This is a genomic window from Mesorhizobium sp. L2C066B000 (assembly GCF_000502335.1).
GTDB lineage: Bacteria > Pseudomonadota > Alphaproteobacteria > Rhizobiales > Rhizobiaceae > Mesorhizobium.
The window spans coordinates 1,204,781-1,230,081 of record NZ_AYWZ01000001.1; the positions used below are offsets into that span (position 1 = coordinate 1,204,781).

The 25,301-nt window shown below is 62.7% G+C and carries 25 protein-coding genes; 13 read left to right on the forward strand and 12 right to left on the reverse strand.

The window, feature by feature from the left end:
- Positions 1–43 precede the first annotated feature (43 nt).
- Positions 44–1,327 carry a cystathionine gamma-synthase family protein gene (locus tag X733_RS160330; RefSeq protein WP_023739888.1) on the forward strand — a complete coding sequence of 428 codons (1,284 nt, stop codon included), beginning with the start codon at positions 44–46 and terminating at the stop codon, positions 1,325–1,327.
- 242 nt (positions 1,328–1,569) lie between these two features.
- Here X733_RS160330 and X733_RS160325 read toward each other — a convergent pair whose 3' ends face one another.
- The 3 genes from X733_RS160325 to X733_RS160315 form a co-directional block, all read right to left on the reverse strand.
- The gene (locus X733_RS160325; protein WP_023817926.1) at positions 1,570–3,219 is read right to left on the reverse strand and encodes a thiamine pyrophosphate-binding protein; all 1,650 of its coding nucleotides are present in this window, start codon (positions 3,217–3,219) and stop codon (positions 1,570–1,572) included.
- On the reverse strand, positions 3,216–4,391 hold the full coding sequence (locus tag X733_RS160320; protein ID WP_023817927.1) for a CaiB/BaiF CoA-transferase family protein: 1,176 nt from the start codon (positions 4,389–4,391) through the stop codon (positions 3,216–3,218). Before X733_RS160320 ends, X733_RS160325 begins: the two co-directional genes overlap by 4 nt.
- An 82-nt stretch (positions 4,392–4,473) precedes the next feature.
- Positions 4,474–5,406, reverse strand: coding sequence for an alpha/beta hydrolase (locus tag X733_RS160315; protein ID WP_023817928.1), 933 nt, complete (start codon positions 5,404–5,406; stop codon positions 4,474–4,476).
- Between the two features lie 140 nt (positions 5,407–5,546).
- On the opposite strand from X733_RS160315, the gene X733_RS1000000167060 reads away from it, so the two are divergent.
- From X733_RS1000000167060 to X733_RS160300, 4 genes are all read left to right on the forward strand, one after another.
- Positions 5,547–6,437 carry an alpha/beta hydrolase gene (locus tag X733_RS1000000167060; RefSeq protein ID WP_023817929.1) on the forward strand — a complete coding sequence of 297 codons (891 nt, stop codon included), beginning with the start codon at positions 5,547–5,549 and terminating at the stop codon, positions 6,435–6,437.
- Positions 6,434–6,883 (forward strand): MarR family transcriptional regulator, encoded by a 450-nt coding sequence (locus X733_RS160310; RefSeq protein WP_023714791.1) that lies wholly within the window; start codon positions 6,434–6,436, stop codon positions 6,881–6,883. Before X733_RS1000000167060 ends, X733_RS160310 begins: the two co-directional genes overlap by 4 nt.
- Before the next feature lie 98 nt (positions 6,884–6,981).
- Positions 6,982–7,995, forward strand: coding sequence for a ribonuclease (locus X733_RS160305; protein WP_023817930.1), 1,014 nt, complete (start codon positions 6,982–6,984; stop codon positions 7,993–7,995).
- Between the two features lie 70 nt (positions 7,996–8,065).
- A complete protein-coding gene (locus tag X733_RS160300) occupies positions 8,066–8,680 on the forward strand; it encodes a hypothetical protein (RefSeq protein ID WP_155924155.1) in 615 nt (204 codons plus the stop codon).
- Between the two features lie 5 nt (positions 8,681–8,685).
- On the opposite strand, the gene X733_RS160295 is transcribed toward X733_RS160300, so the two are convergent.
- Complete coding sequence (locus tag X733_RS160295; protein ID WP_023817932.1) at positions 8,686–9,972, reverse strand: GGDEF domain-containing protein; 1,287 nt, start codon at positions 9,970–9,972, stop codon at positions 8,686–8,688.
- A 233-nt stretch (positions 9,973–10,205) separates the two neighbouring features.
- Here X733_RS160295 and ettA point away from each other — a divergent pair, with 233 nt between their 5' ends.
- Positions 10,206–11,855, forward strand: coding sequence for an energy-dependent translational throttle protein EttA (gene ettA / locus X733_RS160290; protein WP_023668235.1), 1,650 nt, complete (start codon positions 10,206–10,208; stop codon positions 11,853–11,855).
- A gap of 331 nt (positions 11,856–12,186) precedes the next feature.
- Here ettA and X733_RS1000000167655 read toward each other — a convergent pair whose 3' ends face one another.
- Entirely contained in the window at positions 12,187–12,954 is a 768-nt protein-coding gene (locus X733_RS1000000167655; protein ID WP_081740593.1) for a DpnI domain-containing protein, read from the reverse strand.
- 217 nt (positions 12,955–13,171) lie between these two features.
- On the opposite strand from X733_RS1000000167655, the gene tam reads away from it, so the two are divergent.
- Complete coding sequence (tam, locus tag X733_RS160285; RefSeq protein WP_023817933.1) at positions 13,172–13,966, forward strand: trans-aconitate 2-methyltransferase; 795 nt, start codon at positions 13,172–13,174, stop codon at positions 13,964–13,966.
- 136 nt (positions 13,967–14,102) lie between these two features.
- Positions 14,103–15,224, forward strand: coding sequence for a beta-ketoacyl-ACP synthase III (locus X733_RS160280; RefSeq protein WP_023817934.1), 1,122 nt, complete (start codon positions 14,103–14,105; stop codon positions 15,222–15,224).
- Here the strand turns inward: X733_RS160280 and X733_RS1000000167660 are convergent, their stop codons facing one another.
- Entirely contained in the window at positions 15,225–15,371 is a 147-nt protein-coding gene (locus X733_RS1000000167660; protein ID WP_245274385.1) for a hypothetical protein, read from the reverse strand.
- A gap of 72 nt (positions 15,372–15,443) precedes the next feature.
- On the opposite strand from X733_RS1000000167660, the gene X733_RS160275 reads away from it, so the two are divergent.
- Positions 15,444–16,061, forward strand: a complete 618-nt coding sequence (locus X733_RS160275) for a molybdenum cofactor sulfurase (protein ID WP_023817936.1) — start codon at positions 15,444–15,446, stop codon at positions 16,059–16,061.
- Between the two features lie 59 nt (positions 16,062–16,120).
- Here the strand turns inward: X733_RS160275 and X733_RS160270 are convergent, their stop codons facing one another.
- Together X733_RS160270 and X733_RS160265 are read right to left on the reverse strand one after the other, a co-directional pair.
- Positions 16,121–16,963 (reverse strand): SDR family oxidoreductase, encoded by an 843-nt coding sequence (locus X733_RS160270; RefSeq protein WP_023705567.1) that lies wholly within the window; start codon positions 16,961–16,963, stop codon positions 16,121–16,123.
- Between the two features lie 145 nt (positions 16,964–17,108).
- The gene (locus tag X733_RS160265; protein ID WP_023817937.1) at positions 17,109–18,071 is read right to left on the reverse strand and encodes a D-amino acid aminotransferase; all 963 of its coding nucleotides are present in this window, start codon (positions 18,069–18,071) and stop codon (positions 17,109–17,111) included.
- Positions 18,072–18,223: 152 nt separating this feature from the next.
- On the opposite strand from X733_RS160265, the gene X733_RS160260 reads away from it, so the two are divergent.
- Positions 18,224–18,730: a hypothetical protein gene (locus tag X733_RS160260; RefSeq protein ID WP_023682159.1), complete on the forward strand. Its 507-nt coding sequence runs from the start codon at positions 18,224–18,226 to the stop codon at positions 18,728–18,730.
- A gap of 6 nt (positions 18,731–18,736) precedes the next feature.
- On the opposite strand, the gene X733_RS160255 is transcribed toward X733_RS160260, so the two are convergent.
- Together X733_RS160255 and tsaA are read right to left on the reverse strand one after the other, a co-directional pair.
- Positions 18,737–19,051 carry a DUF2293 domain-containing protein gene (locus X733_RS160255; protein WP_023668245.1) on the reverse strand — a complete coding sequence of 105 codons (315 nt, stop codon included), beginning with the start codon at positions 19,049–19,051 and terminating at the stop codon, positions 18,737–18,739.
- Positions 19,048–19,554 carry a tRNA (N6-threonylcarbamoyladenosine(37)-N6)-methyltransferase TrmO gene (gene tsaA, locus X733_RS160250; RefSeq protein ID WP_023817938.1) on the reverse strand — a complete coding sequence of 169 codons (507 nt, stop codon included), beginning with the start codon at positions 19,552–19,554 and terminating at the stop codon, positions 19,048–19,050. The genes X733_RS160255 and tsaA overlap by 4 nt, the downstream gene beginning before the upstream one ends.
- A gap of 167 nt (positions 19,555–19,721) precedes the next feature.
- Here tsaA and X733_RS160245 point away from each other — a divergent pair, with 167 nt between their 5' ends.
- Both X733_RS160245 and metF read left to right on the forward strand, forming a co-directional pair.
- Positions 19,722–20,744 (forward strand): metalloregulator ArsR/SmtB family transcription factor, encoded by a 1,023-nt coding sequence (locus X733_RS160245; RefSeq protein ID WP_023735976.1) that lies wholly within the window; start codon positions 19,722–19,724, stop codon positions 20,742–20,744.
- Positions 20,744–21,661, forward strand: coding sequence for a methylenetetrahydrofolate reductase [NAD(P)H] (gene metF / locus X733_RS160240; RefSeq protein WP_023725374.1), 918 nt, complete (start codon positions 20,744–20,746; stop codon positions 21,659–21,661). Before X733_RS160245 ends, metF begins: the two co-directional genes overlap by 1 nt.
- 448 nt (positions 21,662–22,109) lie before the next feature.
- On the opposite strand, the gene X733_RS160235 is transcribed toward metF, so the two are convergent.
- Positions 22,110–23,027, reverse strand: a complete 918-nt coding sequence (locus tag X733_RS160235; protein ID WP_023682155.1) for a DMT family transporter — start codon at positions 23,025–23,027, stop codon at positions 22,110–22,112.
- 211 nt (positions 23,028–23,238) lie between these two features.
- Here X733_RS160235 and X733_RS160230 point away from each other — a divergent pair, with 211 nt between their 5' ends.
- Complete coding sequence (locus X733_RS160230; protein WP_023817939.1) at positions 23,239–24,459, forward strand: alanine racemase; 1,221 nt, start codon at positions 23,239–23,241, stop codon at positions 24,457–24,459.
- Here the strand turns inward: X733_RS160230 and X733_RS160225 are convergent.
- Complete coding sequence (locus tag X733_RS160225) at positions 24,456–25,187, reverse strand: SDR family oxidoreductase (RefSeq protein WP_023690857.1); 732 nt, start codon at positions 25,185–25,187, stop codon at positions 24,456–24,458. The two genes, X733_RS160230 and X733_RS160225, sit on opposite strands and share 4 nt — an antisense overlap.
- Positions 25,188–25,301: the final 114 nt, after the last annotated feature.

Consider the following 25,301-nt stretch of genomic DNA (forward strand, 5'->3'; position numbering starts at 1 on the left):
GCATAAATTGCTGCACGAGACTCCTCCAGATGCAGGAAAAGCCATGACCGCGCCGCGCCCGTCGAAAACCCACATCGGCAACCACAAGCTCCATCCGGAAACGTTGATGTTGAGCTATGGCTTCGATCCGCAGCTGTCGGAGGGCGCCGTCAAGCCGCCGGTGTTCCTGACCTCGACCTTCGTGTTCAAATCGGCGGAGGAGGGGCGCGACTTCTTCGACTACACATCCGGCCGCAAGGAGCCGCCGAGCGGCACGGCGTCCGGCCTGGTCTATTCGCGCTTCAATCACCCCAACTCGGAGATCGTCGAGGACCGGCTGGCGGTCTATGAGGGAACGGACGCCTGCATCCTGTTCTCGTCGGGCATGTCGGCGATCGCCACGACGCTGCTCGCCTATGCCCGCCCGGGCGATGTCATCCTGCATTCGCAGCCGCTTTACGGCGGCACCGAGACGCTCTTGACGCGCACGCTGTCCGGCTTCGGCATCGGCGCTGTCGGCTTTGCCGACGGCGTCGACGAGAAGGCGGTGCGCTCGGCTGCGGATGCTGCGGTGGCAAAGGGGCGTGTGTCGGTCATCCTCATCGAGACGCCGTCAAATCCGACCAACAGCCTGGTCGATATCGCGCTGATCAGGAAGATTGCCGACGAGATCGGCGCAAGCCAAGGCTCGACGCCGATCATCGTCTGCGACAACACGCTGCTCGGCCCGGTGTTCCAGCGGCCGATCGAACATGGCGCCGATGTCTCCGTCTATTCGCTGACCAAATATGTCGGCGGCCATTCCGACCTGATCGCCGGGGCGGCGATGGGCAGCAAGGCGGTGACCAAGCCGATCAAGGCGCTGCGCGGCGCCATCGGGACGCAACTCGACCCGCATTCCTGCTGGATGCTCGGCCGCTCGCTGGAGACGCTGTCCATCCGCATGGAGCGCGCCAACGACAATGCGCGGCTCGTGGCCGAATTCCTGCGCGATCACGCCAAGGTCGAGAAGGTGCATTACCTGCCGTTCCTGGGCGAGGATACGGCAGCGGGACGGGCCTACAAGGCGCAATGCAGCGGCGCCGGGTCGACATTTTCTTTCGATATCAAAGGCGGAGAGAAGGCGGCCTTCGCCTTTCTCAACGGGCTGCAAATATTCAAGCTGGCGGTGAGCCTTGGCGGCACGGAGTCACTCGCCAGCCACCCGGCGGCGATGACGCACTCCGGCATTCCCTTCGACGTGCGCCAGCGCATCGGCGTGCTGGAGACCACGGTCAGGCTGTCGATCGGCGTCGAGCATCCGGACGATCTTATCGCCGACCTGACGCAGGCGCTGGCAGCGGTCTGATAGCTCGCTTGTAGATATCAGGAAAGGGGCGATCGCCTTGGCAGCGTCGGCGGGACAGCACCCCCCTCTGGCCTGCCGGCCATCTCCCCCGCAAGGAGGGAGATTGGCAGCTTGACCGCCGGCCCTCATCTTCAACGTTGGTGATTGGCAAAGGCCGATGTGACTTCTGATCTCCCCCCTTGCGGGGGAGATGTCCGGCAGGACAGAGGGGGTGTGACGAACTCGGCTTCGCTACGAAGTTCTTAGGCCTTGTCGCGGATCTGCGTCATCGTCCGCGTCGGCGTGATCGCCTCGGGATCGAGCCTTATCTCGACGATCGCCGGCTTGCCGCTGGCGCGGGCACGCTCGAAGGCAGGGGCAAAATCTGCCGTGTTCTCGACCGTCTCGCCGTGGCCGCCATAGGCGCGGGCAAGAGCGGCAAAGTCAGGGTTCTTCAGATCGGTGGCGACGACGCGGCCGGGATAGTCGCGCTCCTGGTGCATGCGGATGGTGCCGTAGATGCCGTTGTTGACGACGATTACGACGATCGGCAGGTCGTATTGCACGGCGGTAGCGAATTCCTGTCCGTTCATCAGGAAGCAGCCGTCGCCGGCAAAGGCGATCACGGTGCGGTCGGGATGGAGCGCCTTGGCGGCGACCGCGGCCGGCGTGCCATAACCCATCGAGCCCGAGGTCGGCGCGCCCTGCGTGGCGAATCGGCGGAAGCGGTGGAAGCGGTGCACCCAGGTGGCGTAATTGCCGGCGCCGTTGGTGAAAATGGCGTCGTCGGGCAGAACCTTTTCCAGGTAATTCATGATCGGCCCCATCTGGACCGGGCCGGGGCCGGTCTCAGGCGGCGTCGACCAGTCGAGGTAGGCAGCGTGTGCTTTCGCTGTCTCATCCGCCCAGGCTGGCGTGCCGGCCGGCTTGCGCTTGGCAAAAGCTTCGACGAAGGCCGAAGGCGAAGCGTTGATCGCCAGTGTCGGCCGGTAGACGCGGCCGAGTTCGCCGGCATCGGCATGGACATGGACCAGCGTCTGGTCGGGGTAAGGGCTCTTCAGCAGCGTATAGTCGGAGGACGGCATCTCGCCCATGCGGCCGCCGATCAGCAGCACCAGGTCGGCCTGCTTGATGGCGGTGGCCAGCTTCGGGTTGATGCCGATGCCGACATCGCCGGCATAGTTCGGGTGCAGATGGTCGAACAGCATCTGGCGGCGGAAGGAGCAGCCGACCGGCAGCGACCAGGCCTCGGCAATGGTGCGCATACGTGCCACCGCTTCCTCGTCCCAGCGTGTGCCGCCGAGGATGACGAAGGGACGCTTGGCCTTGGCCAGAAGCTTTTCCAAAGCATCGAGTTCGGCTTCGCCGGGCCGGGTTTCGACCGGCGTGTGCGGCAAGGCCGCGGGCGCGTCGACAAGACTGGTCAGCATGTTCTCCGGCAGCGAGACGACGACGGGGCCGGGGCGGCCCGATGTCGCGACGGCGAAGGCGCGGGTGACGAGTTCGGGGATGCGCGCGGCATCGTCGATCTCCACCACCCATTTGGCGATGTCGCCGAAGAAGCGCTTGTAGTCGACCTCCTGGAAAGCCTCGCGCTCCTTGGCGTGGCTGGCGACCTGGCCGATGAACAGGATGACGGGTATCGAATCCTGCATGGCAATGTGAATGCCGGCCGATGCATTGGTGGCGCCGGGGCCGCGGGTGACGAAGCAGATCCCGGGCTTGCCGGTCAGCCGCCCCTGGCAGTCGGCCATCATGGCGGCGCCGCCTTCCTGTCGGCAGACAATGGTGCGGATGGGCGAGTCATGCAATGCGTCGAGCACCGCGAGATAGGATTCGCCGGGCACGCAGAAGATGCGGTCGGTGCCGTTCGCCTCGAGTGCGTCGACAATCAGTTGTCCACCGGTCTTCATCGTCCAGACTTCTCCAGTTCGGCAAGGATTTCTTCGGTATGTTCGCCAAGGCGTGGCGAAGGGCGTTCATAGACCAGCGGTGTGCCGGACATCACCATGGGCGCGCGTACCGAGGGCAGACGATTGCCATGGCCATCGTCGAGGTCGAGGCGCATGCCGCGTGCGATCGTCTGCGGGTCGGCAAACATCTGGCCGATATTGTTGATCGGGCTCGCCGGCACGCTTGCCGCTTCGAGCCTGGCCAGCAGCGGGTCGCGATCCCAATTCTTCAGCGTCTCGATCAAGTGCTCGCGCAACTTCACCCGGTTGGCGACGCGGGCCGGATTGGTGGCGAAATCGGGATTCGCTGAGAGATGGTCGAGCCCGACGGCGGCGCAGAATTTGGCGAACTGGCCGTCATTGCCGACCGCCAGGATGATGTGGCCGTCCCTGACCGGGACAACCTCATAGGGCGCAATGTTCATATGCGCATTGCCCATCTGCATCGGCGCCTTGCCGGAGACGAGATAGTTGAGGTTCTGGTTGCCGAGTGCGGAAATCTGCGTGTCGAACAGGGCCATGTCGATATGCTGGCCTTCGCCGGTCTTTTCGGCATGGCGAAGCGCTGCCTGGATGGCGATCACCGAATAGAGGCCGGTGAAGATGTCCGATATGGCGACGCCGGCCTTTTGCGGCTCGCGCCCGACCTCGCCGGTGATCGACATCATGCCGGTCATGGCCTGGATGATGAAATCATAGCCGGCGCGTGGGGCGTAAGGCCCGTCCTGGCCGAAGCCGGTGATCGAGCAGTAGACGAGCTTTGGATTGATCGCCTTCAGGCTCTCGTAATCGAGCCCGTATTTCTTCAGGCCGCCGAGCTTGAAATTCTCGATCAGAACGTCGGCCGTGGCAACCAGCCGGCGCACCGTCTCGGCCCCTTCGGGCGTCGAGAAATCGACGGCGATGGAACGCTTGCCGCGATTGCAGGAATGGTAATAGGCGGCCGACAGGTTCTCGCCATCATGGCTCATGACGAAGGGCGGACCCCATTTGCGGGTATCGTCGCCGCCGTCGGGGCTCTCGACCTTGATGACATCGGCGCCGAGATCGGCCAGCAATTGTCCTGCCCAGGGGCCGGCCAGGATGCGGGCGAGTTCGACGACGCGGACGCCTTTCAGCGGAGGTTCAGCCATAAATCACCAAAAACGGGTCGGAACCGCAGCCTCTATCAACCCGGGATGCCGCTGTCACGGGCCTTGCGGTAGGCCAGCGATGTCACTCTTTGAGCACGCTATCGGCCCAGGCAGCGAAATCGTCCATAACGGTGTCGCGGTTCACCTCGTTCAGGCTTTCGTGGCGGGTGTCGGCGTAAACCTTTGAAACCAGATTCGAAAAGCCCATCGCGCGCATCCGCTTGGTGAGATGATCGATGCCTTTGCCATAGTCGGAGGCCGGATCCTTCTCGCCGCCGACGATGCTGACGGGCAGGTCGCGCCTGATGCCGGCAAAGCCCGCATCCTTGCCGCCTTTCTGCGCCATCTCCACGACATCGCGCCACATCGAGATCGAGGCATCCCAGCCGCACAGCGGGTCGGCAATGTACTTGGCCACTTCAGCCTCGTCGCGCGACAGCCAGTCGAACGGCGTCTTGTGGTTGGGCACCGCCTTGCCCCAGGCCTGGAAGGTCAGTTTGGGCAAGACGCGTGAGGGAACATCGGAGCCGAGCCTGAAGCGCTCATAAGCGAGGATGGCGAGTGCAAGCTGACCAAGCAGGCCTTGTGAGAAATTGCCGTTCCAGATCGCCGCGGCGTGGACGCGCGGCGAGTGCGCCAGCAGGTAGTTGAGCGCCACCGACGCACCCATCGAATGGCCGAACAGGATGACCGGCAGGCCGGGCTGCTCCCTTGCGATCAAATCGTGGACGGCATCGACATCGGCGATCACCTTGGCCGGGCCGCCTGTGCCGGCGAACCTGCCGAGCGGGGCATCGGGCGCCTTGGTCGCGCCATGGCCGCGATGGTCGTGGACGTAGACATGAAAGCCGCGGGTGCTGAGGTAATCGGCGAAGCGGGCATAGCGCGCCGCATGTTCGGCCAGGCCGTGATTGACCTGGACTACCGCGCGTGGAGAGCCCCCCGCGTGCTTCACATAGAGGTTGAGCGTGGCCCCGGTCGGAGAGGCCAGCGTCGTCTGCTTGTCAAATGCCATGTCTCGCTCCTCGGCGACTGTTGGGCGACGGCGGGACCGACGTCAAGGGGAGGTCGAAATCAGCCGGGGTCACTATTGACAGCTTGCTGTCAATTTGGTTATATGACAGCATACTGTCAAATTACATCGGGAACATGAGTATGAAAACCGTTTCGACCGTTTCGCGCCGCGCGTTTCTGCTGGCGAGCCTTTCATCCGCAATGCTCCTGCCCGGCATTGCTTCCAGCCAGACCAGGGAGACGACCATGAAGACCTCAACCATTGCCGGCCCGCAGGGCCAGCTTGCCGGCTACGACATCAAATCCGGCGACGGCCTGCCGATCCTGTTCGCGCATGGCGACTGCAGCCGCGCCACACAGTGGAACCGGGTGATGCAGCTCACCGCAGGTGGCCGTGAGGCGGTCGCCTTCGATTTTCGCGGCCATGGCGCATCGGCGCCTGCAGCTGATGCCGACTACGGCTATGACGGCCGTGCCGACGATATTGGTGCGGTGGCCGATGCGTTCGGCCTGAAGCGGTTTGTCCTCGTTGCACATAGCGGCGGCAGTGGGGCCGCGCTCGCCTATGCCGCCGGCCATGCCGACCGTGTTGCCGGCATCCTGCTGGTCGATCCGGCGACCGATCCGCGCGCCCTGCCCAAAGAGATTCGCGACGGGTTCGTGCGCGATCTGGCGGGGCCAAACGGCGGCGATGTCCTGAGCGCTTATTACACCTCGATCGCCGGCTCCAACCCAGATGTCCGCAAACAGGTCATCGCCGATGCGGCGGTGGTCGATCCGGCGGCTCGGGCAGGCGTTGGCAAGGCGCTGGCGGAATGGAATCCCGAACCGACGCTCGACGCCTATCACGGGCCGATCTTCGTGCTGGCCACGGAGGCCAATGACAATGCGGCGGCCCTGTTTCGGCTGCGCAGCGGAATTGGCCACAGAACCGTCGCCGGTTCCGGCCATTGGGTGATGCTTGACAAGCCGGAGGCGGTGGCTGAAGCCGTCAACACTTTCGTTTCCACCATCGAGGCCGGCCAGAAATGACAAGCAGGACCGAAGCCGGAGATGTGCTCACCGAACTGGTGCTTGCCGTGTTCCGGCTGAATGGCGGGTTTCTCGACGCGGCCGACCGGCTGGCGGAGCCTGCCGGGTTGACGGCGGCGCGCTGGCAGGTTCTGGGCGCGGTGCTGAAGGAGCCGAAATCGGTTGCCGACATTGCCCGCCACATGGGGCTTGCCCGCCAGAGCGTGCAGCGCCTTGCCGACATTCTGGCCGCCGAAGGGCTCGCCGCCTATGCGGACAACCCGGCGCACCGCCGCGCCAAGCTCCTGGCGATGACCGATGCGGGCCGGGCCGCGATCAGGGATATCGGCACGCGCCAGCATGTCTGGGCCAACCGCATCAGCGAGGGCATCGAGCCTCGCGTGCTTGAGACCGCGCTTGATCTGCTGCGTATGTTGACGAAGCGGGTCGAGGAGGGCGGGGTCTGATCGACCGAGCGATTGTTTTTTGCGGCGGACGAAAGAAATCGTAATTCTGACATGTCACACGTTTCTAGCTTGCGCTATGAAACGCTAGGAGTGCTGGAATGCGGATATCGGCGATATGGGGTGCGGTGTTGGTGGCGCTGGCCGGTGTCGGCCTAGCGCGCGCCGATGTGAAGATGAGCGGCTCCTTCGTGGCCGATGCTGCCTGTCCAGCAACGCAGGCAATCAAGAGCGGCAAGAACCCCGGCAATATCGCGACAACGGCTGGACAGAGCTACGACCTCCTGGCCGGCAACAAGGATGCGCCGACGCATTACCTCATCCGCGTGCCGGGCGCCGATCCTGAGCGTCGCTGGGTCAAGATCAGCTGCGGTCATGTCACCGGCGGCAGCGCAGCCGCCCAGCCGGCCGCGCCCGCCGATCAGGGCAAGCCTGCGGCGCCGGCTTCAGGAAAACCCGAATATGTTTTCGCGCTGAGCTGGCAGCCGGCCTTCTGCGAAACCAAGTCGAGCAAGCCCGAATGCCAGGCGCAGACGGCGGGCGGCTTCGACGCGTCGCATTTCACATTGCATGGGCTCTGGCCGCAGCCGAACGGCAATTTCTATTGCCAGGTGCCGGCGAGCGACAAGGCCAATGACAATCCGGCCCATTGGGCAGACCTGCCGCCGGTCGATCTCGATGCCGCTACGCGCGCCGAGCTCGACCAGGTTATGCCGGGCACCGCCTCCAAGCTCGAACGGCATGAATGGATCAAGCACGGCACCTGCTACGGCAAGAGCCAGCAGGAGTATTTTGCCGAGGCGCTGAACCTGATGCGGGCGGTGAATGCCTCGCCGGTGCGCGAGCTCTTCACCAGGAATGTCGGCAAGCAGCTCACTTCGGACCAGATCCGCAGCACCTTCGACAGCGCCTTCGGCGCCGGGGCGGGCGCGCGGGTGCGTGTCTCCTGCCTGGTCGATCCGTCGAGCGGCAGGCGGCTGATCGGCGAGCTGACGCTGGGCCTGACCGGCCCGATCGGCCCCGACAGTTCGCTGGGCACTCTCATGCTCGCCTCGGCGCCGACGACCAAGGCGGGCTGTCCGAAGGGTTCGGTCGATGCCGCCGGGTTCCAGTAGGATATCCGTCTGTCGCTTGGCAGTGACGCGGTGATATGGTCTGGCTGTGATTCATTCGGCGGGGGTGGCGATGAGTGGCATGACATCAGGCGGGCTGGCGCGGCTGGCTTTCTGGGCCAGGGGAATGACAGCCATAAAAGACGGCCGCATGGAATGGCCGGGCTTTTCCTATACCGATGCCGAGTGGGCGCGCATGCGCGTGCTTGCCGCGCCGATCGGGGCAGGCCGCTACCAGCTGTTCACTTGGGTCAATGCCGCGATCTTCATCGCCATTGCCGCGCTCGGGATCGTCTGTGTCTTCCTGCCGCTGGCGACACTTTTGTTTCCGGTGCCGGCCGAGACCAGCGCGCTCAAATTCTCGGCTCTGCTGGCGGCGTGTGCCTTCCTCATAATCGGGCTCGGCTTGCCGATCTCCATGCGCCTGTCGAGCGCGTTGGCCATCTCCCGGGAGATGCGCGCCGGTCTTGTCGGCGAAGCCGGTGACGAAGCGCTGGCAGCAAAAGTGTCTTGGCAGATCAACCGCATCATACTGGTCATGTGCGGCCTGCTGGTGCCCGGCATTCTGTTGTTCATCGCTTATGACATCGACGCAAGTCCGATCATCACCACGCTGAAATGGCTGGCCATCGCGCTGATAGCCGTTTCAGTTGCGGTCGGCGCGTTGCATCAACGCAAGCGGAGCTGACAGCCTTATCCGCTGACGCCGCGCGTGGACACTGTCCGCGTGCTGAGGTCTTCGGCATCGTCCCTCGGTTCTCCGATGACGCGGTCGCGCCCGGTGGACTTGGCCTTGTAGAGACGCTCGTCGGCAAGGGCGAAGAGATCGGCAAGCGAGCCTACGGTCCCGTCGACAGTGGCGATGCCGGCGCTGACGCTGATGTCGAAGCGGTTTGCGCACGTCTTGACGGCCTGGCGAATGTTTTCGCCGAGCAACCTGGCGACCGCATGCGGTTGCGAGCAAAAGATGGCGAACTCCTCGCCGCCGATCCTGAAAACCTGATCGTGCGCGCCGACCGCCTGGGTCAGCACCTGGGCGATCGATCTCAGCACCCTGTCGCCTTCGGCATGGCCGAAGCGATCGTTGATCGACTTGAAATGATCGACGTCGACGATCAGCAGGCTGAGCGGCTGGGCCGTGCGCAGGCTGACGGCAACCAGACGTTCGCCGTCGCTGTCAAAGCGTCCCCTGTGCAAGAGGCCGGTGAGGCCGTCGCGGCCGACATGTTCGACCAGGGCTTCGTAGCGCTCGCGGTAGGTCAAGGTATCGAAGACGTCGGACAATCCGCGCGGTGCGGTAACCCGCCGCGTTTCGAACCATCTGAGGTAGGCGACAAGCATGGCGCTGTAAGCAAAAGCGGCACCCATCTTGGCGAACCAGCCGCCGAAGAAGACGGCGATCGGTGCGCCTGCGACGAAATGCAGGGCGGTGAAAAATCCGGCCTGGTCGAAGGTGAGCACGCAGGCGACGCAAATCAGGATGCGGGAGAACGGCGCCTTGCGCAGATAACGCCCGAGCTTTTCGTAAAGCAGGATGATCAGGATGGCGTCGATGAAGAGCAGCGTCGTGCCCCACACCATCAGCCAGCCCAACTGGTCGATGAAACCGATATCGGGAAGCTTGCCGTCGGAAAGGGCTGAAATATCGTGCAGGCGCAGGATCAGGACCAGCCCGATCATCAAGGCGTTGCCGAGCAGCAGGCCATAGATCGGCTGGCGCACCGTGGCCGCATCTTCCTTCATGTAGAGCAGAAGCAGCATCACCAGCTTGCCGGAGAACAGCACCGCCGAGCCTGGCGAGACCATGCCGAAGGGCAGGGCGACATAGAAGACGCTGGCGAGATAGGTTTCGAGGAAATGCATGGCGCCCAGCGCGCAGACGAAGACGCCGAGGCCGATGCGATCCCTGAAGCGGAACAGCGTGACCATGACGCTGAAGTAGACGACCGCTTCGGCAAGGAGCAGGAAACTGTTCAGCACTACCTTCGGTCCGATCTTTACTTTCGATCGCGACAGGCCAGCGATCAATCCTGTTTTGACGCTGAAGGGTTAACCGGGGATTTCAACGCTCCCTACAACCGGCGGAAAACTTAACGTGCGGTGTACACCCGGCTTGAAATGGCAAAAGCGATTGCCGTTCGGCCCGGCATCGCCTACATAGCGGCCAACCTCCATTCAATCCGACATTTCGGTCATCATCAAGGAAAGCGCGCGTGGCACGCCAGTTCATCTATCACATGGCCGGCCTCAACAAGGCCTATGGTACCAAGAAGGTGCTTGAGAATGTTCATCTCTCCTTCTATCCCGACGCCAAGATCGGCATCCTCGGCCCCAACGGCTCGGGCAAGTCGACGATCCTCAAGATCATGGCCGGGCTCGACAAGGAGTGGAACGGCGAAGCCTGGCTCGCCGAAGGCGCCACCGTCGGCTATCTCGCGCAGGAGCCGGCGCTCGATGCCAACAAGACGGTGTTCGAGAACATCATGGAAGGTGTCGCCGCCAAGACCGCCATCATCGAGCGCTACAACGAATTGATGATGAATTATTCCGACGAGACAGCTGACGAGTCGGCCAAGCTCCAGGACGAGATGGACCGGCTGAACCTGTGGGATCTCGAACAGCAGGTCGAAATGGCGATGGAAGCTCTGGGCTGCCCGCCCAAGGATTCCGAGGTCACCAAGCTTTCAGGCGGCGAGCGCCGACGCGTCGCGCTCTGCCAGTTGCTGCTGCGTCAGCCCGACCTCTTGCTGCTCGACGAACCGACCAACCATCTCGACGCCGAAACCACGGCGTGGCTGGAAAAGCATCTGCGCGCTTATCCGGGCGCCGTGATGATCATCACCCACGATCGCTACTTCCTTGACAATGTCACGGGATGGATCCTCGAGCTCGATCGCGGCCGCGGCATTCCCTATGAAGGCAACTACACCAAATATCTCGAAGCCAAGGCCAAGCGCCTCAAGCAGGAAGGCCGCGAGGACGACGCCCGCCAGCGCGCCATCGGCCGCGAACGCGAGTGGATCCAGTCCAGCCCGAAAGCCCGCCAGACCAAGTCCAAGGCGCGTATCCAGGCGTTCCAGGACCTGCTGGATGCAGCCGACAAGCGGCGTCCGAGCGATACGCAGATCGTCATTCCGCATGGCGAGCGGCTCGGCAATGTGGTGATCGAGGCGGAAGGCCTGTCGAAGGGCTTTGGCGACACGCTTTTGATCGAAGGCCTGGAATTCAAGCTGCCGCCGGGCGGCATCGTCGGTGTCATCGGCCCGAACGGCGCCGGCAAGACGACGCTGTTCCGCATGATCACCGGCCAGGAAACGCCGGATGCCGGCTCTGTGCGCGTCGGCGAAACGGTGAAGCTCGGCTATGTCGACCAGAGCCGCGATGCGCTCGATCCGTCAAAGACGGTGTGGGAGGAGATTTCCGGCGGCGCAGAAGTGGTCAAGCTCGGCAAGTTCGAGGCCAACACGCGCGCCTATTGTGCGTCGTTCAACTTCCGTGGCGGCGACCAGCAGCAGAAGGTCGGCAACCTCTCCGGCGGCCAGCGCAACCGCGTGCATCTGGCAAAAATGCTGAAGACCGGCGGCAATGTGCTGCTGCTCGACGAACCGACCAACGATCTCGACACCGAAACGCTGGCGGCGCTCGAAGACGCGCTGGAAAATTTTGGTGGCTGCGCGGTCATCATCTCGCACGATCGTATGTTCCTCGACCGTCTGGCCACCCACATCCTCGCCTTCGAGGGCGACAGCCATGTCGAATGGTTCGAGGGCAATTTCGAGGACTACGAGCAGGACAAGATCCGTCGTCTCGGCCCCGAAGCCGTCAACCCGCACAGGATGACCTACAAGAGGCTGACGCGGTAGCTGCTTTTAAGCTTCATCATTGAGATTTTGTATGAAATCTTCGGCCAACTTGGCCGAGGGGAATCGCGCAATTTCCCGATAGTCGGGTTGATGCTCTGCCGTGGATGGGGAGTTTAGCACTATGAAAGCATCGTTCTCCTGGACCACAATGTTAGTTAGATCAACGCTGTCGATGGCCGTTGCATCCCGTGCTTGGCAATATGGGCATTCGTCATCACAGTTACATGACCAATCCGTAGCCCAGTACCTATGACATCTGTAGCATCTGTAATTGTTGAGATACCAAGCCATTTCAAGCACCTAAGAACGATCTAAGGGCAGATCACCTGCGCTATCGCGCAATACGATACCGACCGCGTGATAAGAATTCAAGAAATCCGTTGTCGCGAAGATACTGAAGTTGTTGACGGATTTTTGGCCTAATATTCCGATTGTTTGGGTAAAGGAGGGCAAGCCTTTTTTCAAATGCGTAAGCCTCGTCGATATCAAATTCGTCTCTGCCAATCGACTCGATACAGCGCATTACCTCAATGAGCCATCCTCTGATTTCATGAGGCGTCTCCCGTAGAAACACGGTGCGGTTCCAAGCAGCCAGAACTTCGTCTTTCGAGGTGACGATGCCGTTCCTGACTAGGTGGATTCTTCCCGCCTCAGGGACCCGATTAAGAAGAATGTTTGAACCGATCCAGCCAGCGCGGCGTGCCGTTGGCGAGAGCGGCTTCCTAGGTTCTACGATTTCCGGCGAGAAAAAATGTTTCGGAATAACGAAGACGGATTCTACGAATCGTTGATTGAAATTGTATTTTAGTAGGAAAAAGTTAGGGTTAGTGGACGAATTCAGTCGCTCTATTTTTCTGCTATACGCTCCATTGGTGAGTTTTTTGCTAAATGGTTTCTTTGCGCTTTTTAGTTCGTATTCATCATCGCATTTATTGCAGTAAAAATCAGCTACGGGACGATTTGCCGGAAACTGTGTCAGGTGCGAATTACCGCAGTTGGGACAGTATAGCCATTCTGATGCCCACTGCTCCGTCCAAATTCTCGCGCTCTGCGAACCGCTGCCGTATGCCGCCTGAGTTTCTTGGAATCCCATTTTCATTCAGAAATGGTCTACGGAATGCGTTCGCGCGTCAATCTATGCTGGCGGGGAGTGTCGTGTTCGGACCAGCGCGCCGCCTCCCAAATCGGAATCGATTTTCGGAAACGATCATGCGAAAAGTGCCACAGATGTTCTGCGTCCAACAAGGAGGCGCGGCACCGTAGGACAGCCGGCTTATCATCGTGGTGGTGGAAGTCAGCACCGTCGCGAGGTATGGATGAGTAGCCAAGCCACTGAAGCAAAATCCGATTGGTCCGCCGCCCAATATCTGAAATTCGAGGATGAGCGCACGCGGCCGGCGCGCGATCTTGTTGCGCAGGTGCCGGTGGATTTCCCGCGCCGGGTGGTCGACATCGGCTGCGGCCCGGGCAACTCGACCGAGCTGCTGGTCGAGCGCTGGCCGGACGCTGAGGTGAGCGGCTTCGACACCTCTCCCGATATGATCGAGAAGGCGAGGGCGCGCCTGCCCAGCGTCAATTTCGACCTCGCCGATGCCTCGACATGGCGGCCGGCCGAGCCGGTCAACGTCATCTTCGCCAATGCGGTGTTCCAATGGCTGCCCACCCACCCGGTAGTGTTCCAGCGGCTGATGGGCTTTCTCGCGCCGGGCGGTGCGCTCGCCGTCCAGATGCCCGAAAATCTGCTTGAGCCGTCGCATCGGCTGATGCGCGAGACGGCCGCCGAAATGCCGTTCGCCGCCAAGATGGCAGGTGCTGCGCGCGGACCGCTGCCGGCGGTGTCGTTCTATTATGATCTCTTGTCGCCGCTCTCCATCCGGGTGGATATCTGGCATACGGCCTACAATCATCCGCTGACCGACGCCGAGGCGATCGTCGAATGGGTGAAGTCGACGGGGCTGAAGCCGTTTCTCGATCCGCTCGACGCCGGCGAGCGCAAGATATTCCTCGACAATTACACCGCCAAGATCACCGAGGCCTATCCGAAGACCGCAAACGGCAAGGTGCTGCTGCGCTTTCCGCGTATCTTCATCGTCGCCAAGCGGGCCGGCTAGCACTCTGCACCCGAGGATATCCGCCCACAGCCTGTGGCTTAAGCCGGCGTAAACCGGTGGGGTGAGAAAAGTGTTGTGTCGCGCCCCCTCGTCGTTCACATGAGAACGACAACGCCTGCGCATGGACGGACTGGATATGCATCGCGTCATCATCAGCGGCATCGGCGTTGAAATCCCTGAAGCCAAGATCACCAATGAAGAACTGGTCGCCAGCTTCAACGCCTGGGTCGACACCGACAATGCGCGCCGGCAAGGCACGGATGAGACGCTGCTGCAGAAATCCGACAGCGCCTTCATCGTCCATGCCTCGGGCGTCCAGACCCGGCATGTGATCGAGCGCGAAGGCATTCTCGATCCGACTCGCATGGCGCCGCGCATCCCGGCGCGACCGGACGATGCACTGTCGCTGCAGGCCGAATTCGGCGTGGCCGCGGCCCGGAAGGCGCTCGACCATGCCGGGCTGAAAGCCTCCGACATCGACCTGGTGATCTGCTCGGCCTCGCACCAGCAGCGGCCCTATCCGGCGATCGCCATCGAAATGCAGGAGGCGCTGGGCACCAAGGGCGCCGGCTTCGACATGGGGCTTGGTTGTTCATCGGCCGCGGCCGCCTTGCACATTGCGGCCAATCTGGTGCGGGCGGGCGCGCACAAGCGCGTGCTGGTGGTCACGCCGGAGATCATCACCGGCCATCTCAATTTCCGCGACCGGCAGACGCATTTCATCTTCGGCGATGCATCGGTGGCGATGGTGGTCGAGGGGCTGGGCGAGGGCGAGAGGCGGCCGGGGCGTTTCGAGGTGCTGGACACGCGCACCTGGACGCAGATGTCGAACAATATCCGCACCAATCTGGGCTATCACACCCGCACCGCCCAGGACGATCCTTACATGATCAACCTCGAAGGCAATCTGATCAAACAGGTCGGCAACAAGGTGTTCAAGGAAGTCACCGTCGCCGGCCACAAATTCATTGTCGAATTCCTCGCCGAGCACGGGCTGACGCCGCAAGCCATCAGGCGATTCTGGCTGCATCAGGCCAATGCGCGAATGAACGCCATGATCCTGAAACTGGCCTTCGGCCACGAGGTCGACCATGACCGCGCGCCGATGGTGCTGGAGCGGCTCGGCAACACCGCCGGCGCTGGCGCCATCATCGCGCTGTCGGAAAACCACGCCGACATGAAGCCCGGCGATTTCGGCGTGCTGTGCGCCTTCGGCGCCGGCTATTCGATCGGCGGCGCGCTTTTGCGGATGCTGTAATCAGGCCGGCATGAACGGCACCAGCATCGGTACGCGGCGGGCATAGTCGTCATAGGCGTTGCCGAGTTCTCCGCGCAGAAAGCGTTCCTCCAGCATTGCCTTCATGACGATGCCGATGGACGCTATCAGCCGGTTTGATCGAATCATCATCGCTTTCGACTGGACCCGAGCCCACGGCTACGGCTATTTGCGACGTCATCCTGCAGAAGGAACGAAGCCATGCTGGACCTCTTCCCGGAGTCTGAGAAGCCGGTCGACATCATCCCCGCCAGGAAGCTGTCCGCCAAAGTGGCCGCTTTGTACGTCGCACCGTCGAATCAGTTCCAGACGCGCCCGGTGGAAGCATTGCAGCTCGGTTTCGAAGGCATCGACGGCGACTTCCACGCCGGCGCCACCCGTCGTTCCGGCGGTCGCGAACCCTGGTATCCGCGCGGCACCGAAATCCGCAACGAGCGGCAGATATCAATCGTAGCAGCGAATGAACTCGGCGTCGTTGCCGAGCGGATGGGGCTGACCGAGATCAAGCCGGAATGGATCGGCGCCAATCTGCTGATCGAAGGCGTGCCGCATCTCTCGATGCTGCCGTCAGGCACGCTGCTGTTCTTCAGAGGTGGCGTGACGATCAAGGTTGATGCGCAGAACGGACCTTGCCGGATTGCCGGACGTTCGATTGCCGAAAACGCCGGGATGGCCGATCCGGAGGCCGGCGCGCTGGCCTTCCCGAAGGCGGCGAAACGGCTGCGCGGCCTCGTTGCCTGGGTCGAGAAACCGGGTCGTATGACAACAGGGGAAGAGATCTCGGTGCGCGTGCCCGAGCAGTGGATTTATCGATCCTAGCACCGGGCTAGGGCAAGGGCTGCGCCGCCGGGGCGACGCAGCCGGATTTCAAGACGCGCTCAGGCCGCCTTGCGGTTCTTCTTGGCGCCCTGCGCCTCGACGGAAACGTAGTCCCACTTTTCCCACAGCGCGATGCGGTTGGCGTATTCCTGCTTGATCATCGGCAGGCCGCCATCGCCAAAGAAGACGCGCAGCGGCGGCTCGGCCGCGTCGACGATTTCAAGCATCGCCGGTCCGGTGGCATCGGGGTCCCCGGCGACCGAGTTGGCGCGGCGTTCCGCCATCTTGGCACGGGCCGGCGCGTAAGCCTCGATCGCTTTGGAGACCTTGGCCGAGGCGCCGGACCAATCGGTGGAGAAGCCGCCCGGTTCGACAAGCGTCACATGGATGCCGAATTCGGCGACCTCGATGCTGAGCGACTGGCTGAAGGCTTCGAGCGCCCATTTCGAGGCATGGTAAAGGCCGAGCGAGGCAAAGGCGTTGACGCCGCCGATCGACGAGATCTGGATGATATGGCCGGAGCCCTGCGCCCGCATGATCGGCAAAGCCGCCTGGGTGACCCAGAGCGCGCCGAACACATTGGTCTCGATCTGGTCGCGGGCTTCCTGTTCGCTGACTTCCTCGATGGCGCCGAAATGGCCATAGCCGGCATTGTTGATGACGACGTCGAGCCGGCCAAAGCGCTTGTGCGCCTCGGCGATGGCCGCATCGACAGCCTTCTTGTCGGTGACGTCGAGCTTGATCGCGGCGACATTATCGCCGTATTTCGCGACGAGATCGGCGAGCGTGCCGGCATCGCGCGCGGTTGCGGCGACACGGTCGCCGCGAGCGAGTGCGGCCTCGGCCCAGACTCGGCCAAAGCCTTTCGACGATCCGGTGATGAACCAAACCTTGCTTGTCATGACGTGGAATCCTTGCCCATGCGGGCCGTGAACTGGGAAGCGGAGGCTTCTCCGCTTCCGCGATATACGGTGCGTCGAGCGATTTTCCAGAGGCGAGGGGGAATCTTTTTGGTCACGTCATCGTGTGGAGCAGGACCTTCGCCGGTCAGGGATAGCGCACCGCGCTCGACCAGGCCGGGTCGTCATGCTTTTGCCAGTAGAGCGCCATCAAGCGCTTTGTGATCCCGCCTATCTTGCCGTCGGCGACAGCAGCGCCGTCGATCACTGTCACCGGCATGATGCCGCCGGCGGTGGAAGTGATGAAGACTTCGTCGGCAGCCTTTAGCGCGGCAACGCTGACATCGGCCGAGTCGGCGGCAAGGCCTGCTTCGGCGCAGAGGTCGAAGACGGTGCGCCTGGTGATGCCGGGCAGCACGCCGGCGGCTGGCGTCGACAGCCTGCCGTCCTTGACGCAGAACACGTTGAAGCCGGGGCCTTCGGCGACATTGCCGTTGAAGTCGAGAATCAATGCGGTTTCGGCCCCACGGTCATAAGCGTCGTAGAGGCCGCGCACGAGGTCGAGCCAGTGGTAGTTCTTGATCGCCGGATCGATCGAGACCGGCGGAATGCGCACCTTGTCGCTAATGGCGACATGCAGGCCGCGCCGCAACTGCTCGGCATTGGCGACCGAGCCGAAGGGAACTGCGAAGGCCATGAAGCGGTTGACCGCCTGGCGCGGATCGCGGCTGAAGGTCGGCGAGGCGCCGCGTGTGCACAGCATTTCGACATAGGCGGCGCGATGGCCTGACAGCGCCACGCAATTGTGCAGAATCTCGGCCACACCATCGCGGTCGGACGGGATCGTCATGCGCAGTTTTTGCAAGCCGGCGAAGAAGCGGTCGAGATGCAGGTCGAGTCGGAAGAAGCTCCCGTCCCAGACATGCACGGTGTCGTAGGTGGCGTCGGAATGCAGAAAGCCCCAATCCAGCACCGAGATCTTGGCCTGCGACATCGGCAGATACTGGCCGTCGAGGAAGGCGATGCCGTCGGGATAGGAATGCGGATCGATGTGGCGGTCGGACATGGAAGGCAATGGCACGATGCTACCCGCTGCTGAGCTTCGGTTCATGGCGATTGGTCCCTTCGGCTTGATACGGCAGAGTCAAGCTAATGGTCCCCTGCAGGCGGCATAGGGCCACCCAACCATCGCTGTTTGTCCTAGGTAGCACATTCGATATGCCCTATGGTCCGGCTTGAAAATATCCGGCCGGGAGGGGCAAAATGGGCAGATCTTTTCGGACCATCAGCTTTGCAATTTTCCTCGTCTTCGTCACTGGCCATGCCTTCGCGCAATGCGCTCGCGAGGGCGAGGCGCTGTGCCAGAACGGCCAGACCTATCGTTGCGAGAAGACGGGCAGCGAGCTGACGCCGATCTTTCAGAACGTGCCTTGCGTGGTCAACGCGGCGGGGCTCAACGGCGTCTGGACCGGCAGCGGTCATCAAAGTCCGGCCGGTGCTGCCGGCGCCGATTGGGCGATCGCAATGACAATCGGCGATGGCGCCGCGTCGATCGACTATCCGTCGCTCGGCTGCGGCGGATCGTTGACCCAGATTTCTCGCGACGACAGTTCGGCGGAATACCGGGAAAACATCAGCTACGGCCAGGACAAGTGCATCGACGGTGGCGGCATCACCGTCCGATTTTTCAAAGGGAACCTGTCCTGGACCTGGGTTGGCCAGGCCGACGGCCAGCCCTACAATGCGGTTGCCGTATTGAAGCGACGGTAGCTGAAGTTATTCCTCTTCGTCCTCTGCATCGAGCAGGCGCGTGGCGCGCCAACGGGTCAGCACCATGTTTGTTTGCTCGATGACGAAGAACCGCGCCGAGTCGCGGTCATAGCCCTCGGCCAGCAGCTTTTCATAGTCGGTATGGCCGTGCCTGATATGGGCGATCGTCGCCAGCCAGACCGCGATGCCCGGCGGCAGTGTCTTCATGTGCACGGCGCCGGCCTCGGTGCGGATTTTCTCCATATCGGCATAGGGCGCCAGGGGCAGCAGTGCGGTCAGCGCCTTGGCGATGGCGCGGCGGCGGCCGGTGGGCGCACTCATTTTTCGTCACGCCCGGCAATGGTCGCCTCGGGAAAGGCGTCGGTCGAGGCGAAATAGGGCTTGATGTCGATCACTGGCGTGCCGTCGAGAACATCGATGGCGTCGATGGCGATGCGGCCGTTGTCGATGTCGACGGCGATCAGGCCGGCGACATGCAATCCGATCGGGTTCGGCCGGGCAGGGGAGCGCAGCGAGAAAACCCCTTTCGGTTCAGCCGCATGGCGGGGTTTCTGCACAATCAGTCCTCGCGGCGCGTAATGCAGCCAGGACAGGAGGACGATGTGGCTGGCCCGCTCCAGCGCAAGCAGACCGTCGCGATAGGGTGGGTCGATGAGAACGGTGGCCGCCAGTCCGGTCTCGCGGGCGGCGCGCATGTTCTTCGGGCAGCTTTCGCGCGTGGTCCATGGCGAGGCGATGCGGCCGATAAACACGATATGGCCATCCGCCGGCATGTCAGCCGGGTCGGCCTGCAGGAGCTTTTCGCCGTCGCGCTTCTCGAACATGGCTTTCGCCCTAGCACAAGTTTCCAGCCGATCGTCAGTGAAAAGCGGTTCTCTCAGGCGGGGATCATGTGTGCGGCATTTTCTTGTCAGGAAGCGACATAGGCCTTGCCATGTCGTCAAAGCTGACATAAACATATGTTTATATCTTTTTCAACGAGAACGCGCCGATGCATGTTTCGCTCGATACGATGGTTGATACGTTGAAGGCTGCGGCCGAATCGAGCCGGCTCCGCATCCTGGCGCTGCTGTCGCGCGGCGATCTCACCGTGTCCGACCTCACCGAGATCCTCAGCCAGTCGCAACCGCGGGTGTCGCGGCATTTGAAGCTGCTGCTGGAGGCCGGGTTGATCGGCCGCTACCAGGAGGGCTCGTGGGCCTTCTTCCGGCTGTCGGATACGGATTCCGCGCGCGACTTCGTCATGGGGCTGGTCTCCGGCATTCGCGGCGCCGATCCGCAGGTCGAGCGCGATCTCGAGCGGTTGGCATCGGTCAAGCGCAAGCGGCAGGACCGTGCCGCCGAGTATTTCTCCGAGAACGCCGCCAGCTGGGATCACATCCGCTCGCTGCATGTGCCGGACCGCGCCGTGGAAGCCGCACTCCTCAAGCTGGTCGGCAAGCGGCCATTCCAGTCGATGCTCGACCTCGGCACCGGTACCGGGCGGCTGCTGGAGATATTTTCGCCGCTCTACCGGCGCGGCGTCGGCATCGACATGTCGCGGGAAATGCTGACGGTGGCGCGGGCCAATCTCGACAAGGCAGGCATCGCCAATGCGCAGGTCCGCCAAGGCGACATTTTCGCGCCGCCGGTCGAGCGCGACGCCTTCGACCTCGTCACCATCCATCAGGTGCTGCACTATCTGGACGATCCCGCCCGCGCCATCCGCGAGGCGGCAAGGCTGCTGCGCCCGTCGGGCCGGCTGGTGATCGTCGATTTCGCGCCGCATGCACTGGAATTCCTGCGCGACCAGCATGCGCATGTCAGGCTGGGCTTTTCCGACCGCCAGATCTCCGAATGGTTTGCCGATGCCGGGCTCGATCTCGAGGATGCCCAGGAATTCGAGCCGCGCGGCGGCAACGAAGCCAGGCTCACCGTCAAGCTGTGGCTCGGCCGCGACCGCCGCATGCTGATGGCCGAGCCTTCAAATGACACCCAACCCACCAAAGCGTACCCTATGGGGGAAATCGCCTGATGAACCAGTTCCGCTTTTCCCGCCGTCCCGACATCGGCGACAAGGTGCGCGTTTCCTTCGAGTTCTTCCCGCCGAAGACCGACGAGATGGAAGCCAGGCTCTGGGACACCGTCACCAGGCTGGAGCCGCTGAAGCCGAGATTCGTCTCGGTGACCTATGGCGCCGGCGGCTCGACGCGTGAACGCACGGCGCGCACGATCAAGCGCATCCTGAACGAGACGACGCTGACGCCGGCGGCTCACATGACCTGCGTCGACGCCGCCCGCCATGAGGTCGACGCCGTCGTCCGCGAATTCGCCGATATGGGCGTGAAGCGCTTCGTCGCCTTGCGTGGCGATCCGGCGGCCGGCGTCGGCACCGCCTACCGGCCGCATCCCGATGGCTATGCCAATGGCGCCGAACTTGTCGGAGCGCTGAAGGACGCCGGCGATTTCGACATCTCGGTCTCGGCCTATCCCGAAAAGCATCCGGAAAGTCCGGACTTTGCCACCGACTTCGACATGCTGAAGCGCAAGGCCGACAATGGCGCGACGCGGGCGATCACCCAGTTCTTCTTCGACAACGATCTCTACGAGCGTTACGTCGAGAAGGCGCGCCGCGCCGGCATCTACATCCCGATCGTGCCCGGCATCCTGCCGGTGCACAATTTCACCCAGGTCGCCAATTTCTCGGCACGCTGCGGCGCCCTGGTGCCGGCATGGCTGGCCGAGCGGTTCGAAGGGCTGCACAAAGATCCGCAGACGCATGCGCTCGTGGCGTCTGCCGTGGCGGCCGAGCAGGTGCTCGATCTCGTCGAGCGCGGCGTCAGCGACTTCCATTTCTACACCATGAACCGGGCCGACCTGGTGTTTGCCATCTGCCATATGATCGGCATCCGCTCCCACGAAACAGAGGCAGCTGGATCCGCCGCCGCCTGAGCTTCATCGTGGTATGAAATCTGAAATGCAAAAGGCCGGGCGAAACACCCGGCCTTTCGAATTTGTGGGCTATTGCTGCTGTTCTTCCGCTCCGGCGGTTACGGAAGAACACCTATGATAAGGGCGCCAATGAAGGCAAATGCAGCACAGATCATCAATGCGTTGATTGGCCTCGTAAGTCCCATGTCATAGTCTCCTCTTCAAGAGCTATGGGTGGAGTCTAGGGGCATTTGTGCCACAGGCAAGCGGAAAATATGCTGCAATGCGACGCGATTGTGGAATTTGCGACCTGCCACCTGGCGTTAGGCATTGAAACTCTTCGGCAAAACCCGCTGGTAGCCTGTGAATAAATTGTGACGTGGCTGTGACGAAAGCGAGGCATGGCAGCGCTACCAGACCTAAAGCGCGTCGTTGTTCCAAAACCGCTGCGCACTTTGGTCGACAGGCATTAGCGCCGACCAAACAACCGCCCGTCGATCGTCACCAGGCCAAGCGCGATCAGTGCCATGCCGCAGAACTCGAACAGAGCGAGCCGCTCGCCGAGGAACAGGAGGCCGAGCAGGATGGCGCTGGCCGGGACGATGAGCGTGACCAGCGAGGCGTTGGTGGCGCCGGCCGAGGCGACGAGGTTGAAATAGAGGATGTAGGCGAAGGCGGTGGAGAGCAGCGCCAGCGCCAGCACCGCCGTCCAGACCGGCGGCGAGGCCGAGAACAGGCCGGCCGGGCCATAGGTGAGCAGCACCACCGGGATCATGATGATAGTCGACGCCGTCAATTGTCCGGTGGCGATGACCGGCGAGGGCACGCCCTTGAAGCGGCGGGCAATCATCAGCGCGACGGCGTAAGACAGCGAGGCGCCGATCAGCGCGAATTTCGCCCAGACCGGGCCGCCGAGCCCGGCCAGCAGGCCGGGGCCGATCATGACAGCGGTGCCGGCGATGCCGAGCCCGATGCCGGCAAGCTTGTTCCAGGAGAGCTTTTCGTCCGCTGTCAGCGCGTTGGCGAGGATCAGCGTCCAGAACGGCGTCGTCGCATTGAGCACCGAGGCGACGCCGGCGCCAAGCGCGGTCTGGCCGGCAAAGATCAGCGAGAACGGGACGACATTGTTGGCGAGCGCCAAAAGGAAAAACAGGCCGGCATGCGGGAAGGCGAGGCGGAAGGACGGACCGCGAATGCCGAGATAGAGCTGCAGTGCAATGGCCGCGATGGCAACGCGAAACAGCACCAGCACCAGCGGGTGCATTTCGGCAACGGCGATGCGGGCAAAGAAGAACGAGCCGCCCCAGATGGCGCCGAGCAGCAGAAGCTGTCCCCAGTCCCTCAGCGTCATCGGTCCGCGCTGCACGGCTGTCGTGGCTATTGCCATCGTGAACGTCCTTCCCCGCGGCATCAATGCCAGCCACTCAGGCAGAAGGCATATCGGGTCCGGCGACAAGAGCCACCCGAAACCTGATTGCTGGCAACAGTGCTGCCAGGAGGGTGCGCCGCTGGGTCAGTGCCCGCCAGACACAGAATTGTTTTCTTTGGCCGCTAGCTTGGATTAATTGTGCGCAGCCGAGAAGTCAGGGGATTCGTCCATGCAGCGATTCGAGAATGCCCGCGAGGCGGCGCTGGCGCTTCGGCCGGACGATCCGGTCTACTGCTTTCGCCCGCAGGTGCTGAAGGCGGATGCCAAACAGTTCATGGGCATGTTTCCCGGCAAGACCGCCTACGCAGTCAAGACCAATGGCGAGCAGATCGTGCTGAAGGCGCTGGTCGAAGCCGGCGTCACCGCCTTCGATGTGGCCTCGCCCGGCGAGTTCGCCGCAGTGCGCGCCGTCTCACCCGACGCTGAGATGCTCTACATGCATCCGGTCAAGGCGCAGTCGGACATCAAGCTTGCGCTGGAAAAATACGCCATCCGCGTCATTTCGCTCGACCATGAGGACGAGATCACCAAGCTGACGCGGGTGGTGCGGGCGCTTGACATCGATCCGGGCTCCATCAGCGTGTTCGTGCGAATCCAAACCAAGGGTTCGGCGGCCTATGAACTGTCGAAGAAATTCGGCGCCGGGCCGGCCTATGCGGTGGAACTCGCCGAGCGGCTCAACCGCACCGGCTACAAGGTCGGCCTGTGCTTCCATGTCGGCAGCCAGATCGAGGATCCCGACACCTATGAACGGGCGCTGGCCTCCGCCGATTGGGTGCGCAACCGGCTGACCTTCGACATTGCGGGCCTCGATATCGGCGGCGGCTTTCCCGCCGAGTACGGCCATGACCCCAATCGCAAGCAGATCGAGATGCCGTCGCTCGGCCAGATCATGTCGCGGCTGTCGGGCGACCTGAGGGAATACCAGTTCGACCAGATCCCGTTGGTGGCCGAGCCCGGCCGGGTGATCGTGGCGCGCTGCCTGTCGCTGATCGTGCGGGTGCTGCTGCGCAAGGGCAAGCGGCTCTACATCAATGACGGCATCTGGGCGTCGCTGTCGGATTCTTGGACCGGCAAGATCACACTGCCGGCCCGCTTCATCCCCGATCCGGCGATCCGCTCGCGCAATGGCGAGGAGAAGAACATCGTGCCGTTCAAGGTCTGCGGCGCGACCTGCGATTCCGTCGACATCCTGTCGCGGCCGTTCTGGCTGCCGGAAACCGTCGACACCGGCGACTGGATCGAGATCGGCCATATCGGCGCCTATTCGCTGTCGCTGAGAACCCGCTTCAACGGCTTTTATCCCGATACCTTCGTCGAGGTGACGACGCCGTTTGACGAAGGCGATGCGCCGCAGGGATTCGCCAGCCTGGAGACGATGGCGGACTAAGCGACCCCGCCACCGGCCTGGATATTCTCGCCGGTCAGCCAGCGGGCCTCGTCGCTGGCCAGGAAGACCGCGACATCGGCAACGTCGCGGGGCGCGCCGATCCTGCCAAATGGAGACATGCCGGCCGCCACGGCGCGATCGCGCTCGGGAAGCAGGTCCGTGTCGGTGAAGCCAGGCGACAGCGCATTCACGGTGATGCCGCGCGGTCCGAGTTCACGCGAGAGCACACGGACGAATTGTTCGACGGCGCCCTTGCTGCCGAGATAGAGCGCCGTTTGCGTGAAGAACATCTTGGTGCCGCCGGTGGAGACCGCGATGATGCGGCCGCCGTTTCGCACACGGCGCGCTGCTTCCTGAAGCACGAAGAACGTGCCCTTGGCATTGGTGCCGAAGACATGGTCGAAATCGGCTTCGGTTGCCTCGGTCAGAGGCTTGATGACGGCGACGCCGACATTGGCAACCACGATGTCGATCGCGCCGAACTCACTCTCAGCCTCGTCAAACAGGCGATGAATATCCGAGACGCTTGATATGTCGGCCTGGACGGCGATCGCCTTTCCTCCCTTGCCGGCGATCGCGGCCACGACCTCGTCAGCGGCTTCGTGGTTGCCGACATAGTTGACGACGACGGCAGCGCCCTTGGAGGCGAGGCCTTCGGCGATGGCTCGCCCAATGCCGCGCGAACTGCCGGTGACGAGTGCGGTTTTGCCTTGCAAGGACTTGGGCATGATACGTTTCCTTCAATCATTCAGGCCCGTGCCGGATTCATCCGACGGGTCCGCTAGTCGAGAAATAGGGCCATGCAACTGATCAGATAATGGCCTATTATCTGACTAGCTTGT

Bases quoted from the DNA above. Each gene is read 5' to 3' on its own strand.
- tsaA (WP_023817938.1), bottom strand. From the start codon at position 19,554: ATGTTCGAGAAGCGCGACGGCGAAAAGCTCCTGCAGGCCGACCCGGCT.
- X733_RS1000000167660 (WP_245274385.1), bottom strand. From the start codon at position 15,371: ATGATTCGATCAAACCGGCTGATAGCGTCCATCGGCATCGTCATGAAG.
- X733_RS160310 (WP_023714791.1), top strand. From the start codon at position 6,434: ATGACAAGCAGGACCGAAGCCGGAGATGTGCTCACCGAACTGGTGCTT.
- X733_RS160305 (WP_023817930.1), top strand. From the start codon at position 6,982: ATGCGGATATCGGCGATATGGGGTGCGGTGTTGGTGGCGCTGGCCGGT.
- X733_RS160245 (WP_023735976.1), top strand. From the start codon at position 19,722: ATGCATGTTTCGCTCGATACGATGGTTGATACGTTGAAGGCTGCGGCC.
- X733_RS160325 (WP_023817926.1), bottom strand. From the start codon at position 3,219: ATGAAGACCGGTGGACAACTGATTGTCGACGCACTCGAGGCGAACGGC.
- X733_RS160260 (WP_023682159.1), top strand. From the start codon at position 18,224: ATGGGCAGATCTTTTCGGACCATCAGCTTTGCAATTTTCCTCGTCTTC.
- tam (WP_023817933.1), top strand. From the start codon at position 13,172: ATGAGTAGCCAAGCCACTGAAGCAAAATCCGATTGGTCCGCCGCCCAA.
- X733_RS160265 (WP_023817937.1), bottom strand. From the start codon at position 18,071: ATGAACCGAAGCTCAGCAGCGGGTAGCATCGTGCCATTGCCTTCCATG.
- X733_RS160270 (WP_023705567.1), bottom strand. From the start codon at position 16,963: ATGACAAGCAAGGTTTGGTTCATCACCGGATCGTCGAAAGGCTTTGGC.
- X733_RS160230 (WP_023817939.1), top strand. From the start codon at position 23,239: ATGCAGCGATTCGAGAATGCCCGCGAGGCGGCGCTGGCGCTTCGGCCG.
- X733_RS160225 (WP_023690857.1), bottom strand. From the start codon at position 25,187: ATGCCCAAGTCCTTGCAAGGCAAAACCGCACTCGTCACCGGCAGTTCG.
- X733_RS160235 (WP_023682155.1), bottom strand. From the start codon at position 23,027: ATGGCAATAGCCACGACAGCCGTGCAGCGCGGACCGATGACGCTGAGG.
- X733_RS160330 (WP_023739888.1), top strand. From the start codon at position 44: ATGACCGCGCCGCGCCCGTCGAAAACCCACATCGGCAACCACAAGCTC.
- X733_RS1000000167655 (WP_081740593.1), bottom strand. From the start codon at position 12,954: ATGAAAATGGGATTCCAAGAAACTCAGGCGGCATACGGCAGCGGTTCG.
- metF (WP_023725374.1), top strand. From the start codon at position 20,744: ATGAACCAGTTCCGCTTTTCCCGCCGTCCCGACATCGGCGACAAGGTG.
- X733_RS160300 (WP_155924155.1), top strand. From the start codon at position 8,066: ATGAGTGGCATGACATCAGGCGGGCTGGCGCGGCTGGCTTTCTGGGCC.
- X733_RS160255 (WP_023668245.1), bottom strand. From the start codon at position 19,051: ATGAGTGCGCCCACCGGCCGCCGCCGCGCCATCGCCAAGGCGCTGACC.
- X733_RS160320 (WP_023817927.1), bottom strand. From the start codon at position 4,391: ATGGCTGAACCTCCGCTGAAAGGCGTCCGCGTCGTCGAACTCGCCCGC.
- X733_RS1000000167060 (WP_023817929.1), top strand. From the start codon at position 5,547: ATGAAAACCGTTTCGACCGTTTCGCGCCGCGCGTTTCTGCTGGCGAGC.
- X733_RS160275 (WP_023817936.1), top strand. From the start codon at position 15,444: ATGCTGGACCTCTTCCCGGAGTCTGAGAAGCCGGTCGACATCATCCCC.
- X733_RS160280 (WP_023817934.1), top strand. From the start codon at position 14,103: ATGCATCGCGTCATCATCAGCGGCATCGGCGTTGAAATCCCTGAAGCC.
- X733_RS160315 (WP_023817928.1), bottom strand. From the start codon at position 5,406: ATGGCATTTGACAAGCAGACGACGCTGGCCTCTCCGACCGGGGCCACG.